The 16,001-nt window shown below is 62.6% G+C and carries 13 protein-coding genes and 2 pseudogenes; 3 read left to right on the forward strand and 12 right to left on the reverse strand.

The window, feature by feature from the left end; genetic code table 11:
* Positions 1-11 precede the first annotated feature (11 nt).
* The 7 genes from ACT53T_RS04490 to wrbA form a co-directional block, all read right to left on the reverse strand.
* The gene (locus tag ACT53T_RS04490; protein WP_476160293.1) at positions 12-1,136 is read right to left on the reverse strand and encodes an FAD-dependent monooxygenase; all 1,125 of its coding nucleotides are present in this window, start codon (positions 1,134-1,136) and stop codon (positions 12-14) included.
* Entirely contained in the window at positions 1,133-3,094 is a 1,962-nt protein-coding gene (gene asnB, locus ACT53T_RS04495; RefSeq protein WP_476160294.1) for an asparagine synthase (glutamine-hydrolyzing), read from the reverse strand. The genes ACT53T_RS04490 and asnB overlap by 4 nt, the downstream gene beginning before the upstream one ends.
* A gap of 49 nt (positions 3,095-3,143) precedes the next feature.
* Positions 3,144-3,899 (reverse strand): enoyl-CoA hydratase-related protein, encoded by a 756-nt coding sequence (locus ACT53T_RS04500; RefSeq protein WP_476160295.1) that lies wholly within the window; start codon positions 3,897-3,899, stop codon positions 3,144-3,146.
* Positions 3,900-3,963: 64 nt separating this feature from the next.
* The gene (locus ACT53T_RS04505) at positions 3,964-5,154 is read right to left on the reverse strand and encodes a hydroxymethylglutaryl-CoA synthase (RefSeq protein WP_476160296.1); all 1,191 of its coding nucleotides are present in this window, start codon (positions 5,152-5,154) and stop codon (positions 3,964-3,966) included.
* Between the two features lie 453 nt (positions 5,155-5,607).
* Positions 5,608-8,682, reverse strand: a complete 3,075-nt coding sequence (locus ACT53T_RS04510; protein WP_476160297.1) for an efflux RND transporter permease subunit — start codon at positions 8,680-8,682, stop codon at positions 5,608-5,610.
* A 12-nt stretch (positions 8,683-8,694) separates the two neighbouring features.
* Positions 8,695-9,831 carry an efflux RND transporter periplasmic adaptor subunit gene (locus ACT53T_RS04515; protein ID WP_476160298.1) on the reverse strand — a complete coding sequence of 379 codons (1,137 nt, stop codon included), beginning with the start codon at positions 9,829-9,831 and terminating at the stop codon, positions 8,695-8,697.
* A 53-nt stretch (positions 9,832-9,884) separates the two neighbouring features.
* Positions 9,885-10,484 (reverse strand): NAD(P)H:quinone oxidoreductase, encoded by a 600-nt coding sequence (wrbA, locus tag ACT53T_RS04520; protein ID WP_476160299.1) that lies wholly within the window; start codon positions 10,482-10,484, stop codon positions 9,885-9,887.
* A 103-nt stretch (positions 10,485-10,587) separates the two neighbouring features.
* Here wrbA and ACT53T_RS04525 point away from each other — a divergent pair, with 103 nt between their 5' ends.
* Complete coding sequence (locus ACT53T_RS04525) at positions 10,588-11,502, forward strand: LysR substrate-binding domain-containing protein (RefSeq protein WP_476160300.1); 915 nt, start codon at positions 10,588-10,590, stop codon at positions 11,500-11,502.
* Positions 11,503-11,643: 141 nt separating this feature from the next.
* On the opposite strand, the pseudogene ACT53T_RS04530 reads toward ACT53T_RS04525, so the two are convergent.
* Positions 11,644-11,952: pseudogene (locus ACT53T_RS04530) on the reverse strand (type I restriction endonuclease); the annotation flags it as partial.
* 29 nt (positions 11,953-11,981) lie between these two features.
* Complete coding sequence (locus ACT53T_RS04535; RefSeq protein ID WP_476160305.1) at positions 11,982-12,209, reverse strand: helix-turn-helix domain-containing protein; 228 nt, start codon at positions 12,207-12,209, stop codon at positions 11,982-11,984.
* A 176-nt stretch (positions 12,210-12,385) separates the two neighbouring features.
* On the opposite strand from ACT53T_RS04535, the gene ACT53T_RS04540 reads away from it, so the two are divergent.
* Positions 12,386-13,213, forward strand: coding sequence for a type IV toxin-antitoxin system AbiEi family antitoxin domain-containing protein (locus ACT53T_RS04540; RefSeq protein WP_476160301.1), 828 nt, complete (start codon positions 12,386-12,388; stop codon positions 13,211-13,213).
* A complete protein-coding gene (locus ACT53T_RS04545) occupies positions 13,210-13,839 on the forward strand; it encodes a nucleotidyl transferase AbiEii/AbiGii toxin family protein (protein ID WP_476160302.1) in 630 nt (209 codons plus the stop codon). The genes ACT53T_RS04540 and ACT53T_RS04545 overlap by 4 nt, the downstream gene beginning before the upstream one ends.
* A gap of 122 nt (positions 13,840-13,961) precedes the next feature.
* Here the strand turns inward: ACT53T_RS04545 and ACT53T_RS04550 are convergent, their stop codons facing one another.
* The 3 genes and pseudogenes from ACT53T_RS04550 to ACT53T_RS04560 all read right to left on the reverse strand — a co-directional run bounded on the left by ACT53T_RS04550 (position 13,962) and on the right by ACT53T_RS04560 (position 15,717).
* Positions 13,962-14,108 (reverse strand): transposase domain-containing protein, encoded by a 147-nt coding sequence (locus ACT53T_RS04550; RefSeq protein WP_476160306.1) that lies wholly within the window; start codon positions 14,106-14,108, stop codon positions 13,962-13,964.
* 36 nt (positions 14,109-14,144) lie between these two features.
* Positions 14,145-14,357 (reverse strand): annotated as a pseudogene (locus ACT53T_RS04555) (IS66 family transposase); the annotation flags it as partial.
* Between the two features lie 925 nt (positions 14,358-15,282).
* Positions 15,283-15,717, reverse strand: a complete 435-nt coding sequence (locus ACT53T_RS04560; protein WP_476160303.1) for a PA2169 family four-helix-bundle protein — start codon at positions 15,715-15,717, stop codon at positions 15,283-15,285.
* Positions 15,718-16,001 lie beyond the last annotated feature (284 nt).

Genomic DNA, 16,001 nt, shown 5'->3' on the forward strand with positions numbered 1-16,001 from the left:
TTCGTCGTCCATCAGAAAACCGTGGTTTCGGCGAGACTTCTGAATTTCGTCAACCGGTCTTGCAACGTGTCGCTCGTCACCGAGCCCTCCTCGCGAAAGTAGAAAAGATCGGTCAGATCGCTCATGACCTCGAGCATCTCGCGCGAACGCAGCCGCACCCTGCGTGAATAGCGGCGCAGAGCACTCGTGATGTCCGCGTCGCAATTGCAGACGAGCGATTGAGCGAGAGCGAAGCCATTCTCGAGGCCGAGCGTGAAGCCGTAACCGAGCGTGGGCAGCATGGCGTGCGCGCTGTCTCCGAGGAGAGTCACCCGGCCGCGGTGCCAGTTCTCTATATGCTTTATCGCGTGCAGGCGATTGTGGAGCATCGATTCGGGCGGCGTCGCGTCGACCATCGCCGGAAGAGGATCGGCGATGTCTGCGATCGCGGCGCGAATTCCGTCCTTGTCGAGCAGCGGCCGATCGAGATGCCGATAAGCGTAGAACCAGTAGCGTAGAGATCGGCTCTCATCGAGCGGATAGGTCACGACCCGAGCGCCGTCGTAGGTGAAGATCTGGCATCGGTCGCCGAGCAGGGCCGGATGCGCGAATTCGACGATGCCGCGGCAGGCCGCGACGCCCGTGTCGGCGACGATTGCTTCCGGAGCGACGGCGCTGCGCACTCGGGAGAAAACGCCATCGGCTCCAACGACGACATCGAAGCGACGCGAGAGCCCATCGGTGAAGTCGACTGTCACGCCGTTCTCGTCCTGCGAGATGGATTCGCATCCGGCGTTGGCGGTGATGGCGTGGGCGTCGAGAGCGTCGCGCAGCATGCCGAACAACCGCTTGCGCGCAAACATCATCGCCGGCGCGGGAAACTCGAATCCTTCGAGCCGCACCGGCTGGCTATGGATCAGTTTGCCGTGCCGGTCGAGCGTGTCGAGAAACTCGATCGGCTGACCGGCCGCCAGCAGACAATCGTCCCCGAACATGAAGCGCAGCACCTGGACGCCTTGCGGCCAGACATAGATTCCCGAACCCGTGTCGCGCGGCCCGTCGCCGCGCTCGTATACCTCCGCTCCGACCCCGAAGCGTTTCAAGAGCAAGGCGAGGGCGAGGCCGTTGAGCCCCGCGCCGATGATTCCGATTTTCATGCCACCTCCTCCATGACGAGATTTTCCGTAGCGCCGCTTGTTTCACTGTTCATGCGGAAGCGCTGCTGCATCAGACAGAGGCTGGCGATTTCCATGAACATCGGATCGAGGAGCGCCTGCTGGTCCGGCGGCAGTCCCGGCAACTCCGCGAGAGCCCGACGCACCAGCTTTGCGTCGAAGAAGGGCAGGTCGACCAGCGCGTCGCCTTGCAGAGCGTCGCGAACGAGCTGCGAGAGCCGGTCGTCATGACGCAGCATCGCGGGGGGGGCGCGGAAGTAGTGCTTCTTGCGCTTGTAAAGTGTTTCAGGGAGGAACGGACGCATCGCTTCGCGGAAGACGTGCTTTTCCGTGCCACCCTTGATCTTGAGCCAGACGGGCAATCGGCAGGCGTATTCGGCGACATGGTGGTCGAGCAACGGCACTCGCCCTTCGACGCTGTGAGCCATCTCCATGCGATCACCGAGCGTCGTCAACACGAAATTGGGTAGAAAGCTCTTGGCCCAAAGATACATCGAGCGATGCACCGGATCGCGGCCGGCGAGCCGGCGATGCGCCGACCCGTTGTAGAAGCGCCGATAGGGTCCGATCCCCGACCAGCGCCGCCTGGTCTCGTCGCCGTAGAGCGCTTGCAGAGCGCCGAACCAGCTCGACTGATTGTCGATCCAGGATACGCCGTGCCCGAGTTGCGCTGTCATCCAGATCGCATCCGGCGGAAGGCGCTCGCGCCCATAGCCGGCCTCACTCGCTTTCAGCTTCGACCGCAACTCCTCGACGACGTCGCCATCTTGATGCTGCGCGTTATGGAGCAGCATGTCCCGACGAAAATGCGGGTAGCCGGCGAAAATCTCGTCGGAGCCTTCGCCGGTGAGCACGACTTTGACGCCAGCGTCTCGGACCGCCCGACTGAGAAGATATTTGGCGACGCCATGCGCGTTGAAGAAAGGCGTTTCATTGTGCCACAGCGCGTCGTCGAAATTGTCGGCGAGATCGTTCTGCGTCACGGGAATCGAGTAGAAGCGCGCGCCGGCGTGGGCCGCGGCCTGCTCGGCGAAGCGCCGTTCGTCATGGGCCTCCGAGTCCACGAAGGAGAGATTATAGGCGTCGAGCGGTGCGCCGCTCAGATGCGTCGCGCATCCGAGCATCGCCGAGGAATCGATTCCGCCGCTGAGATAGACGGCGACAGGCACATCCGACCGCAAGCGCAACCGCACCGCTTCGAGGATTTTCTCCCGTAGTCCGGCGACCGCCTCCGCTTCATCGACATGACTGTTTTCGAGCGAATCCGCGGAACTGAAATCGAGATCCCAATAGGTCTGCTCGCGCAGTCCGCTCGGCGTCGCGGTGACGAAACGTCCGGGCGCGACGCTGCGGACTTTTTTGAACAGCGTCTGGTTCGAGAGATAGAAGCCGCGCGAGACATAGGCGTCCTCGTCCCAGATGGCCGGCACGCCGGCCGCCAGCAGCGCCTTGATCTCGGAGCCGATATAGATCGCTCCCTCGTGTTCGGCGATGAACAGCGGCTTGATCCCGAAGCGATCGCGCATGGCGACGAGTTGGCGTTCGTTCGCGTCGTAGAGCACGAGCGCGAACTCTCCGCGCAGGCGCTCGAGGCCCGCCGTGCCGAATTCGCGATAGAGATGCAGCGCGATCTCGCTGTCGCTTTCTGTGCGGAAAACGCAGCCGCGGGCGCGAAGCTCGTCGCGTATGCGCTCGAAATCGTAAAACTCGCCATTGACGATCAGATGGATCGAGCCATCCGCGGAGGCGATCGGCTGCCGTCCGTTGCCGAGGCCTATGATGCTGAGCCGCGCGTGTCCGAATGCGATGTTCCCTCGCGGATCGATCCAGACATCTCGTTCGTCTGGTCCGCGATGGCGAATGGCCGCCAGACCATCGAGAATCCTCGCGCGCGCCACAGGCCGCGGACCGCTGTCGTAAATTGCCAAAAAACCACACATGATGCTATTCCTCTCCGGTGCGAAACGCATTCGAGGGAACCAAAAAAAATCAATCGGCGGCCGACGCTGCCGCGAGCCAAGCGGGCGGCCGCCTGCCCAGGAACGCCGCCATGCCTTCATGCGCCTCGGATGTCGTGCGCAACCTTGCGATCAACCGGCGATTGGCGATCGTCTCCGCGCCGAGATTGTCTCGCGCCTGCAAGCGATCGAGGAGCGCCTTGCATTCGCGTAGCGCGACCGGACCGCAGGATGCGATGGAGTCGAGGAGCACCCTCGTTCGCGCCTTGAGCGCGGCCGCATCGAGCACTTCGTGGACGAGGCCGTCCTCGAGAGCCTGGGCCGCGTCGAAAGCCTCCGCCGCGAGGAAACGGCGCCGCGTCCGGCGCAGCCCGATGGCGCGGACCACATACGGGCTGATCACGGCCGGCACGAGTCCGAGCAGGGGCTCGCTGAAACGGAAGGTCGCGCCCATCTCGGCGAGGACGATGTCGGCGCAGCACAGCAGGCCGATCCCGCCGCCGTAGGCGCAACCTTGGGCTTTGGCCACGAGTGGTACGGGAAGACCGGCGAGCGCGCCGAGCGCAGCGTCGAGACGCTCCGCGTCGAGGATGTTCTCGTCATCCGACAATTCGGCGGCGCGGCGCATCCATGCGACGTCGGCGCCTGCGCAAAAATGCCTGCCTTCGGCGGTCAGGAGGACGGCGCGAAGCGCGCCGTCGCCCGCGAGCTCCGCGCAACCGTTTGCGATCGCATCGAGCATCGCCTCGTCGAGGGCGTTGCCGCGCTCCGGCCGCGCGAGGCGCAATTCGCCGATCACGGAGCCGTTGCGCGTGGTCGAGCGCGTGACGTGGACGGGCGGCGTCATCGCTTTACGCCACGGCGTTGAGCTGGAGGTTGCGGGCGGCTGCGTAGACGCGGCGCTGCGCCTCGATCGCGGCCAGACGATAGCGTCCCGCGGTCTCCTCTGGGCAGACCCGATCTTCCGCCGATTTGATGGAATTGTAGAACCAGGCCACATAGGTCGCGTAATCGATTTCGCGCCGTCCAGCGAGCAAGGCGCGATGGGCGCGCGTGCGCAAATGGCCGCGGTAGCCCTTGCGTACCGTCGCGGCAAAGAACTCCCCGACCGAGCCGCTGCCATAGCTGAACAGGCCGATGCTGCGGCCGTCGAGATCCTCGGCGCAATTGTCGAGCAAGGAGGCCAGGGCGATGTAGAGTGAGGCCGCATAGGTGTTGCCGATCTGGCGGCCGTAGGTCTGGCTCTCGATGTAGCTCGTCTCGTCGAGATGGTCGGCGTCCGCGCCGGCCACCTCACGCAAGGCGGTGAAGGCTTTCTTCGACATTTTGGTGAAGGGCTGGTGGAAGCAGAGCTTTTCGATCGCGGCCAGCGGCAGGCCGTCCTTGCGGCGAAAATCCTCATAGGCTTCGCGCAAGGAGCGCAGATAGACGTCGATCGACAGCTTGCCGTCGACATAGGCGGCTTCGCGATGATTCGGGCGCCAGAAATCCATGACGTCGTAGCTGAACAGGCCGCTCTGCGGATGAATTTCGACTAGGTTCGGGTTTTTGGCGATCACCATCGCGACGGCCCCCGCCCCTTGGGTGCATTCGCCTTCCGAATTGCGCTCGTAGCGCGCGATGTCGGAGGCGATCACCAGAACTTTTTCGTTCGGCCGGTGACGCACGAGGTCGCACGCGAATTGGAGGCCCGCGGTGGCGCTGTAGCAGGCCTGTTTGAATTCGACGACGCGGCAGTTCGGGTTGAGTCCGAGCACGCCGTGAACGAACATCCCCGCCGATTTCGACTGATCAACGCCGCTCTCGGTGGCGAAGATCACAGTGCTGATGCGTTCACGAACGTCGTCCGTCAGGACCGGCGCGACGGCGTTGGCGGCCATGCTCACGATGTCTTCGTCCGGCGAGGGAACCGCCATCTGCTCCTGGCCGATCCCTTGGAGATATTTGGCGGGATCAATGCCGTGCCGGTGGGCGAGATCCTCCAGCGGGTAGAAGAAACCTGGCGAGTAGATCGAGATGTCGTCGATTCCTACCGTTGTCATGTCTCTGCCCTTCATCTGTTCGAACGATCTGACGCGAGCTCGATGAGCGTGCTACCAAGCTGAAGCTTAAATCGTTTTGCTCGTCGTTTTTAATAAAACTGTCAAAAACCGAATTTCTATTCGGTCGCCCCAACTTATGCGGGCGTCCAAAATGGAAAACGGCGGCGCGCTGATCCCTTAACTGCTTCAGCTCGCCCGGCGACTTCGTTCTTATCGCACGTTGATTTCGTTAATAGGTAATCAAAAATTTTCACTATTGTACACGATATTTATACTGCTCGGGCTTCCGTGGAAATTGACGTTCTTTTCACAAAAAAGCCACAATATGTTAACTCGCTCGTCTGATCGCCGACTTAGAAGAATATTACAATTTTGTCTTCCAAAACGAGAATAATCGATCTGCGACTTCGTGGGCGGGGCCCTGAAACGTTTCGGGCTTTGAAGGAGACGGCCCTACGCCGCCGACGCCGACCGCTCGTCCTCGAGCGACCGTCCCCGGTGGTCCTGAGCGAGAAGCGAATAGATCGTCGGCAGCACAAGCAGCGTGAACAGCGTGCCGACCAGCATGCCGGCCACCACCACGACGCCGATGGCGAAGCGGCTAGCACCGCCGGCTCCGGCGGCGAAGATCAGCGGAAAAAGTCCTGCGACCATCGCCGCCGTCGTCATCAGGATCGGGCGTAGCCGGATGCGCGCCGCTTCGACGACGGCGGCGTGGCGGTCGAGACCGTCACGCCGCTGCAACTCGTTCGCGAAAGCGGTCATCAATATGCCGTGCTTGGAGATGAGGCCGACGAGCGTGATGAGGCCGATCTGCGTGAAGATGTTCAGCGTCGCATAGCCGAGCCAAAGCGGCAGGAGCGCCCCGAATACGGAGAGGGGCACGCTGACCAGGATCACGAGCGGGTCACGAAAGCTCTCGAACTGCGCCGCCAGCACGAGGAAGATCACCACGAGCGCGAGGCCAAAGGCGACGGTGAGCCGATCGCCTTCGGTGACATATTGGCGAGACTCTCCGAGCCATGCCGTTGCAAGACCCACGGGCAGGTCGCGCGCCTGCCGCCGTAGGAACGTCACGGCCTGCCCCATGGTCACGCCCGGCGCCAGGACGGCGGAAATCGTCGCGGCGTTCATCTGATCGTACTGTCCGAGCTGGTTCGGTTCGGCGCGTTCGGACGCCTCGACGATCGTGTCGAGAGGGAGCAGGGCGCCGGACGTCGATCGCACATGGAAACGGCCCAGGCCCGCCGCGTCGGCGCGGAACCGGCGTTCGACCTGCGGGATCACGTCATACGACCGTCCACGAAACTCGAAGCGGTTGACGTATTTTTCTCCGACGAGAGTGGCCAGCGTGGTGGCGACGTCCTCCATCGTCAATCCGAGGTTGTTCGCCTTGGAGCGGTCGATCGTCAATGTCGAGCCCGGCTTGTTCCACGACAAGTCCGTGTCGACCACCGCGAACAGGCCGCTCGCTCGCGCCGTTTCGGCGATATGTCCGCTCACTTCGTACAACCGGTCGAACTCGCTCGGTCCGAACAGCACCATCTGCACGGGCAGGCCAGGCGTGGTGGGCAGAGCCGGCAGCAGAAAGGCGAACACGCTCAGCCCGGGATTTTGCGCTCCATCTGCTTGCAGCTCCGCCATGATGGTCGCCGCGCTGCGTTCGCGTTTGCTCCAGGTCGCGAGGTTGACGCCCGCGAAAACACCATGCGGACCAGGTTCGGTCTGGCTCGAGCCGCTCAACACCCAGGTCGTGTCCGTTTCTGGCAGTCGTCGGAACGCGGCTTCGAGCCGGGAGGCATAGCGCTCTGTGTAGTCGAGATTGGCGTAGCGGGGACCCTTGGCGACCTCCATCACCGTACCCTGATCCTCGCTCGGCGCGAATTCGCGCTTCACGCCGAGATAGAGCGCGGCCGTGCCGGCGACCGTCGCGAGGCAGACGGCGATCATCAGCGGCCGCACGCGGAGCGTCGCTTTCAGCAATGCGCCGTAGGCGTCGGCGAGGCGCGCAAATCCATGCTCGATGGCCGCCGTGATCCGGCCTTCGGATCTCTGCGGCCGTAGGAGCAGCGAACTCATCATGGGCGACACGCAAAGCGCGACCACGCCCGAAACGACGACCGCCCCCGCCAAAGTGAAGGCGAATTCGCGAAACAGCGATCCGGTCAACCCCTGCATCAGGCCAATCGGAGCGTAGACCGCGGCGAGCGTGATCGTCATCGCTATCACCGGGCCGACGACTTCGCGCGCGCCCCGCAGCGACGCTTCGAAAGGTCCGGCCCCGTGTTCGATATGCCGATGAATGTTTTCGACGACGACGATGGCGTCGTCAACGACGAGGCCGATCGCCAGCACCATGGCCAGCAGCGTCAGGAGATTGAGGCTGAAGCCGGCGGCCAGCATCAGCGTCGCTGCGCCCACTAGCGACAAGGGAATTGTGACGATGGGAATGAGCACGGCTCTTCCAGAGCCGAGGGAGAGGAAGATCACGATGACGACGATGATCGCAGCTTCCACCAGCGTGTTTTCGACTTCGCGCAGCGCGGCCTCGACGAAGCGCGCCACATCGAACACGTTCTGGATATCCATGCCGACGGGCTTCGAGCGTTCGAGCTGTGGTAGCAGGGCCGTCACGTCGCGCACGATTTCGAGCGGGTTCGCCGCGGGCGCACCGTTGACGGCGATCACCACTGCCGGGCGGCCGTTGATCAGCGCGGATTGTTCATAGTTCTGCTCGCCGATGTCGATGACGGCGACATCCTCGAGACGCACCAGCCCGCCGGCGCCGGCCTTGATCACCAATTGCCGGAACGATTCGGGATCCTGCGTGTCCGTATTGGCCGCGACTGCGACGGCGGTAAGCGGCCCTTTGATTTGACCCGCTGCAATCTGCACATTGTTGCGCGACAGGGCTCGTGAGACCTCCGCGGCGGTGATGTCGTGTCCCGCAAGCTTGTCGGGGTCGAGCCAGATGCGCATCGCCAGATTGCGACCACCCATGATCTGGGCCGAGGCCACGCCGTTGATCGACGTCAGCAGCGGTTGGGCCGCGCGCACGGCGTAGTCCGTCATGATCGGAGCGGGCAGCGTCTCGCTCATCAGCGCGATATACATCACCGCCGTGGGATCGTCCGTTATCTTGTCGATGACCGGATCGAACGCCTCCCGCGGCAGTAGATATTTGACCTGCTGCACCTTGGCCATGATCTCGGCCAGCGTACGATCGGGATTCGCCTCGAGCTTGAGACGGGCCTTGATCAGACTCTTTCCCTCGGTCGAGATCGACGTCATATATTCGATCCCGTCGGCGGTCGAGATCGCTTGCGCGAGGGGCGTCGTCACGAAGCCCTGCATCAATCGCTGCGAGGCTCCGGGATAATTGGTTTCGACTGTGATCGCCGCGCTCTGCAGCTTAGGATATTGCCGGATCGGCAGCGCGACCAGCGACCATACGCCTGCGAGCAGGATGAGGAGACTGACGACCCCGGCCAGAACCGGCCTTCTCACGAAGATGTCGGTGAAAACCACGGCGCCCTCGCTCTAATGCAAAGATTTGGAATGCGGAGATTTGGCGGCGAGCGACGCGCCGTCCGACTGTCCCGGCGAAAAAGACTTAACCCTCAGCCCGGGCGACAGCCGCAACTGGCCGCTGGTTACGACGATGTCGCCGTCCGTGAGGCCGGAGAGGATCGCGACGCGACTGTCGACTCGCCGCCCGGTCTCGACGACCACCTGCTCGACGCGTCCCTCGCCGTCGGCGCCGATGTCACGCACGACGAAAGCCGTCTTGGTCGACGCGTTCGCCAAGACAGCGGTCTCCGGCACGGTGACGACGCCGTTTTCCGGCGTGAGGCTCAGCGTCGCCGTCGCATAGAGTCCCGGCCGCATTTGCCGGTCGTGATTGGCGATCCTGGCGCGGAGCGCGACATTGCGCGTGCCGCGATCGACCTGCGGCTCGATCGTCTCGAGCTTGGCGACGAAGCGCCGTTTGGCGACGGCGTCCGTGGCGATCTCCACTGTTTGTCCGACGACGAGGTCGCCCAGATAGCGTTGCGGCACGGCAAAATCGATAAAGAGCTCGTCCAGATCGGTCAGCGTGGCGATCGCGTCGCCAGGATTGAGATATTGTCCGAGATCGACGTTCCGCACGCCGAGAATGCCGGAGAACGGCGCGCGCACGGTCCGTTGCGCGATCGCGGCTTCGCTCGCGGCGACCATGGCGCTCGCGCGGTCGAAGGCGGCCTGACGATTGTCGACCTCGGCCTGGGAGGACGCGTTATGCCGATTCAATTCCGTCGAACGCTGCAATTGCAACCGGGCCACGGTCTCCTCGGCGCGATTTTGCGCCAGCTCCGCCTGTTGCGGCTTGCTGTATAAGTCGATGGCCGGCATGTCGGCGGCGATCCGTTCGCCGCCGTGAAAATGGATAGCGACGACGCGTCCGCCGACCTCAGGCGTCAACGTCACCTGCCGGACCGCCCGCAGCGACCCCACGGCCGTGACGCTGCGCGGCAATGGGCCGGCCGACGCGGCGGCGGTCTCTACCGTGACGGCCGGCGAAGACGGGGCGAGGGCGCCTTCTCGCAGCGACGCGGGCGCCTTGCCGCCGGCATAGACAGCCGCCGCGAGCGCGAGACCGGCCGCCGTGAGTGACCCAAATCGTAAACCTCCCCGCATGACGCTAGAGCCTCCATCCGCAGGAAGTTTCGGTCCCTGAGCGCCTGAAAGCGTCATGAGGCCAGCTTCGCCGCAATCTCGGCGACGAGCCGCCCCTGGAAGCGCGCGCCGGCAAGTTCGTTCTCCGTCGGCTGGCGCTTGCCGTCGCCGCCAGTGATCGTGGTGGCGCCGTAGGGACTGCCGCCCGTCACTTGGTCTGTCGCCAATTGCCCTTGGAAGCTGTACGGCAAGCCAACGACCACCATGCCGAGATGCAGAAGATTGGTAACGATCGAGAACAAGGTCGTCTCCTGGCCGCCATGCTGGCTTGCCGTGGAGGTGAACGCCGAACCCACTTTTCCGTTGAGCGCGCCGCGCGCCCACAGGCCGCCGGTCCGATCCAGAAAGGTCGCCATCTGCGCCCCGATCCGGCCATAGCGCGTTCCGCAGCCGATGATGATCGCATCGAACAGTTCGAGCTCTTCCACCGTGGCGATCGGCGCTTTCTGGTCGATCTTGTATCCGGAGTCGCGAGCGACGGCCTCCGGAACCGTCTCAGGCGCGCGTCTCAAGGAGGCCTCCGCTCCAAATTCGCGAGCGCCCGCCGCGATGGCCTCCGCCAACTGCTCGATATGGCCGTAGGTCGAATAATAGAGAACGAGAACTTTCGGCATAACGCCTCCAAAGTCGAATGCTACGCGTGACTTCTAGCGCCGCATGCGCTTGTCAGAAAGCGGATTGGGTGGCACACCTCGTTCCAATGTTGGAACGAAAATCATGCAGAACCTCAATGATCTCTATTATTTTGCGAAGGTCGCGGAACACGGCGGTTTTTCGGCCGCCGCACGAATGCTCGGCATGCCGAAATCGACGCTCAGTCGCCGCATCAGCGTCCTGGAGGAGCAACTCGGGGTGCGGCTGATCCAGCGTTCGGGAGGTCGTTTCGCGCTGACCGAGGTCGGTCAAAAATACGTTCGCCATTGCGCCGGGATGATCGCCGAGGCTGAGGCCGCCAGGCAGGTCGTCGAGGAAACGCGGATCGAACCGTCAGGCCTTTTGCGGGTAAGTTGTCCGATTGCTCTGGCGCAGAGTCGCGTCTCGGGAATCATCTCGCGTTTTTTATTGGCGCACCCGCGCGTGGTGGTTCAATTGATCGCGACCAATCGGCCCGTCGACCTCATCGAAGAGGCGATCGACGTCGCGCTCCGAGTGCGCTTTCCGCCACTCGAAGATTCCGTTCTGGTCATGCGAATGTTGGCCAAGAGCGCGCAAATCATCGTGGCGCGGCCCGCATTGCTGGAGCGCTTGGGACGGCCCATCGCGCCGATGGATTTGGGGCGTTTTGACAGCATGGATCTGACGCGAGCGACCGCCAGGCATGTCTGGGAGCTGACGGACTCCGACGGGCGAGCCGTCTCGGTCCCGTTCACGCCCCGCTTCGTTACCGACGACATGGTCACTCTGCGCCGCGCCGCCATGGATGGGGTCGGGATCGTGCAATTGCCCGAATATCTCGTGAGAGACCATCTAGAGCAGGGGCTCCTGGAGCCGGCGCTGTCTCACTGGACACCACGGACGGGAATTATTCACGCGGTCTTTCCTTCGCGTCGCGGCCTCGCCCGGACGGTGCGCGGATTTGTCGATTTTCTCGCCGAGGAACTCAAGGCCGACTCGGTGGGCGGCTGCGTCTGACGGAGTTCCTCGAGCTTTGGCTCAAGACCCGAGCAAGTATCCCCCAGCAAAGTGCCGGGCTATCGCATATAAGCAAAGAGTTCGAAAAATGGTTCTGGCATTAACGGCGCAAGATAGGCATAATTTCGCGACAAAGCCCGTTTCCGTCCCCTTGAAATAGTCGATCTCGATGATCTCGGCGCCGTTGGTGGCGTAGGCGTATTTAAGGCCTAGGATTTCCGCATAATCGCGGGCCTGCTGCACGGCATCGGTCGCGGATTTATAGCTGGCCTTGGCCTCGACCACGGCAAGCGGAAAGTCCCGCGTGTAGCGCAGCAGATAATCGACCCGCTTGGGCGGCTTGCGGACAACGCCCTTGCCCACGGGAATGACGCGGCCATCTGTGATGGTGCGCTGCTCGGCGATGGAATGGGGTTCGTTATCCCACCCCGCCGATTGCAGCTTGGGCACGACGAACTTTCATGTGTCGGCTTCGTTCGTCATGCGCCCCCGCTGCCCCTTTGCTGCTCCTCTACCTTACGCTTTATCCAGTTTGCGATTTCCTGCCGCTGGAACCGCCACGATCCGCCGACCTTGAAGCCAGGAATCTTGCCTGCCGAGGCAAGCTTGTAGGCGGTCTTCTCATTGATCTTGAGAAGCTCCGCCACCTCCCGAATCGTCAGGATTTCGTCGGCCCTGCGCCCGCCGTGACTCGTGGTTGGGGAAATGTATAGAAAATCAGGGAAGATAGCGGTAGCTGCCCATCCTGAGGGGCGAGCAGCGGCCGCAGGGCCGGAGCTGCCGCAGCATCATATTGGAGAATCCGCCCTGAAAGCGGATTTTTAAGAACAATCCGATTGTAGTATCATATTGAAAAGTCCGCACTAAGAGCGGATAATGAGATATGATCCGAGTCGAGCGATCAGCCTTATCCACCTACGCTTCCGGTCTGCTTGCTGCGGGCCGGGGAGTCTTTTCTGCGGATGAAGCGCAGAAGGAGATCGGCATCAGCCGGGGCGCATTCCTCGACGCCGCCGAGCGATTGCAGCGGCGCGGCCAGCTCATCCGGCCTCGGCGCGGCTTCTACGTGGTCGTACCGCCACAGCACGCCACGACCGGAGCGCCGCCGCCCGAGTGGTACATCGACGCCCTGATGCGCCACGAAAAACGGCCCTACTATGTGGGGCTTCTGGCCGCGGCGGCGGCCCACGGCGCCTCCCATCAGGCCGTCATGGAGTTTCAGGTCGTCACGGACAAACTCCTGCCCGACATTGAGGCCGGACGGACGCGGATCGTCTTTTCCTACCGCAAGGACATGGCGGCGGTGGCGGCGGGGATCGAGGATCGCAAGACACAATCGGGCTATATGAAGCTGTCCTCGCCGGAACTCACGGCGCTCGATCTGACGCGCTACCCGCAATCCGGCGCGGGCCTGGATAACATTGCGACGGTGCTTTCCGAGCTTGCCGAACGGCTGCAACCGAAAAAGCTCGCCTCCCTGTCGGGCGCCTTCGAGAAAGCGGTGGCGCAACGCCTTGGGCATCTGCTCGGAAGGCTGGGGCATCCGCAGATTGCGGAGCCGATGTTCGTGGCGCTGTCGGCGCGCGGGCCGCTGCCGTGGGTCGAACTCGATCCCAAACAGGCGGGCGATCCCGATTTGTCGCCGCCGCCGTCCGAACGTGATGACCGCTGGCGCGTGATCATTCGCCGACCGCCGGAGATCGATGAATGATCCCGCAGAACTACATCACCGCCTGGAGCCGCGTCGCACCGTGGGTAAGCCAGCGGCAGGTCGAGCAAGACCTCATCATCAGCCGCGCGCTTGTCGCCATCTTCTCCGATCCGTTCCTGCGCGGCGAACTGCGCTTCCGTGGCGGCACGGCGCTCAACAAGCTGCATTTCCCCGCACCGCTGCGCTATTCGGAGGACATTGACCTCGTGCGGACGAGCGCCGGACCGATTGGGCCGGTCCTTGATGGTGTTCGCGCTGTGCTGGAACCGTGGCTTGGCAAGGCAAAGTCCGATCCAAGCCCCGTCGCTCCCAAACTCCGCTTTCGCGTCGATGCGGAAGGCGCGTCCGCCGATGCACGCATCAACCTCAAGGTCGAGATCAACACGCGCGAGCGGGACGCCTACGATCCTCCCATCGAGATTCAATTCGGCGTCGAAAACCCGTGGTTCACTGGCGAGGCGGCGATCCAGACCTTTTCGCGGGAGGAAATGCTGGCAACCAAGCTGCGGGCCTTGCTTCAGCGCAACAAGGGCCGCGATCTGTTCGACCTCGATCACGCGCTCATGGTGATTGAACAGGGCCGCACAGGTTCAATGTCTTGTCGCAGAGTCTTCGCAAAACGGTAAGCGCGGCTTCCGTCCCATTGCCGCTGGAATGGAAGAGCAGCTTGCAATTCGTTGCGACAAGGCATTGCAATCCTTTGGCGCAAAAGCTTTGCCAGCAATTGGTTCAGCGTGCTGGTAAACGATCAGGCGGCTGGCGTCGGCGACGAGGATTTAAAAGCCCTGGGCATCAGCTCGGCGATGCGCGACTGCGGATGGCCATCGGCGATCGCCTCGAGCGTCGCCTTCATCCATGCATAGGGATCGACGCTGTTCAACTTGCATGTCGCAATGAGCGAAGCGAGACGTGACCATGTACGTCCACCTTCATCGTGCCCCGCGAATAACGCATTCTTGCGCGTGAGAGTCAGCGGCCGAATCTGATTTTCGACGAGGTTGGTGTCCATCTCGACGCGACCATCATCGAGGAATAGGGTCACCCCGCCCCAATGGTTCAGAAGATAGGCGACGGCCTTGCCCATGTCGCTGCGGCAGGAGAGGCGCGCGGCCTGGGCGCGCAAAAAGTCTTCGAACTCGACGACGAGAGGCCGCGTACATTAACAGGCGTGCGACCATCGGCGGCTGATTGCCCGAGTCCATCGACGCCGTTGAGGCGCTCATCGACGAAGTCGACGGCGCGGCGAACGCCAGGGCGACGAGACGGCGCGCTTGCGGCCCGTCCTTCGAACGCTTCGCTATCGCCCGCAAGCAGCGCGCTCGTAATCGACCCGAAGCCCAATCGCTGCCGCCATGCGAACCTCCCACATTTCGCCATGCGTTGGTATTACCTTCCCGTTCGCCGGGAAACGGCCACGACGACGGCTAATCCCCAGCCGGCATTCACTCCGCCGATCCCTCATGGAATGTCTATTGTGATTACGTTGGACGCTAGAACCAGCGTCCCCTCCCGTACCAGCCACCTCCAAGAAGCAGGACAAGGATAACAATGATGAGGAGCGTCTGAGTATCCATAATGTTCATCCCTGCGACGGGCCTTCAGCCCAATGCCTTCGCCTCGGCTTTCCGACGATGGCCCTCTGCTTGGGATAACTCGCGCCCTGTTCCGAACTTTCAAGTTTTCGCGGATGCCGGTCTACAAAACGTTGTCTGCTCGAGAATTGCGCTTACACAACGAGGACAAGCTGGCGTTCGCCACCAACGATAGTAGCTCGGCCATCCGCAATCAGGATCAGCGGAGCAGTCGGACACACCGTCGCGTTTCGCATATGCGATCATTTTTCTTATCATTGCGCTGATCGCCGCCCTTTTTTCGGCTTCGAAGGGTGGCGGTGCTTTGCAGGGCTGCTCAATTGCTGTTCTGGATCCGCTCGTAGAGAACGCGCCTGCACTTCGGCCGCGGCTGGGGTTCCTCGGCGGACCTGAAGCGTTTGGTGTAGAGCGTGCGTTTATGCCGAGGCCCTGCAAATTTCGCCGAGGGCCTCGACACGCTGCATTGGAGCCTGCAGATCAGGCCGCGTCGCGCAGACGCCTTATGAGATCGTGGTTTTCTTTGACGCCAGCATACTGACGCTGGACTGTGGATTTGAGCTCCGCCGGAAGGTCCGATTGCAGCGCCTCTTCATATGCCGCCTTCGCGACGTCCTCGCCACGCTCGCATTCGGCGAGGACCGCCTTGTCGTCACCGCCGGTGACGGCGGCCGTCAGATTGGTCCATGCGCGGTGCATTGCGCCGCCGACCGTCCCAGTGGAATTTGGCTCGCCGCCGAGTTTCGATATTTCTGCGTCCAGCTCACGCGCGCCTATTTCGCACCGTTGAGACGCGCTCTCGAGAGTGGTCTTGAGATTGGCGCTTTTCACGGCCTCGGCGGCATCGGAAAAGCCCTTGGCCCCATCGCGGCTGATGTCCGCGAGATGGGTGAGAATGGAGATGACATTCGTCATTGCTGAACCTCCGGCTTGTCGGCGAAGGCCGCCGGCCACGGCGGCATAGGAGGACACAAGTTCGCCTCACGACCTCGTCGGCGGTATAACGAATCAGAACGCCCCCCTGTTCCAAAAGCATTTTTAAAAAACGCGTAGATTTTGCGGCTCGAGCGGCTACTCCGCGGTGGCTATCTCGCCTCTGCTCTCGACCGGCCAGTCGGCGCCGCTAGTGCACTGACTCAGACGGAAGGTGCAGGAACGCGGGCCAGCTTGGCGAAAATCGCCTTAGCCGGCTTTGTCCA

The sequence above is a fragment of the Methylosinus sp. DMC45 genome (genome assembly GCF_056313885.1).

Coding starts and splice junctions, on each gene's coding strand:
- ACT53T_RS04560 (WP_476160303.1), bottom strand. CDS start 15,717: ATGACGAATGTCATCTCCATTCTCACCCATCTCGCGGACATCAGCCGC.
- ACT53T_RS04525 (WP_476160300.1), top strand. CDS start 10,588: ATGCAGAACCTCAATGATCTCTATTATTTTGCGAAGGTCGCGGAACAC.
- ACT53T_RS04515 (WP_476160298.1), bottom strand. CDS start 9,831: ATGCGGGGAGGTTTACGATTTGGGTCACTCACGGCGGCCGGTCTCGCG.
- ACT53T_RS04505 (WP_476160296.1), bottom strand. CDS start 5,154: ATGACAACGGTAGGAATCGACGACATCTCGATCTACTCGCCAGGTTTC.
- ACT53T_RS04545 (WP_476160302.1), top strand. CDS start 13,210: ATGATCCCGCAGAACTACATCACCGCCTGGAGCCGCGTCGCACCGTGG.
- wrbA (WP_476160299.1), bottom strand. CDS start 10,484: ATGCCGAAAGTTCTCGTTCTCTATTATTCGACCTACGGCCATATCGAG.
- asnB (WP_476160294.1), bottom strand. CDS start 3,094: ATGTGTGGTTTTTTGGCAATTTACGACAGCGGTCCGCGGCCTGTGGCG.
- ACT53T_RS04540 (WP_476160301.1), top strand. CDS start 12,386: ATGATCCGAGTCGAGCGATCAGCCTTATCCACCTACGCTTCCGGTCTG.
- ACT53T_RS04490 (WP_476160293.1), bottom strand. CDS start 1,136: ATGAAAATCGGAATCATCGGCGCGGGGCTCAACGGCCTCGCCCTCGCC.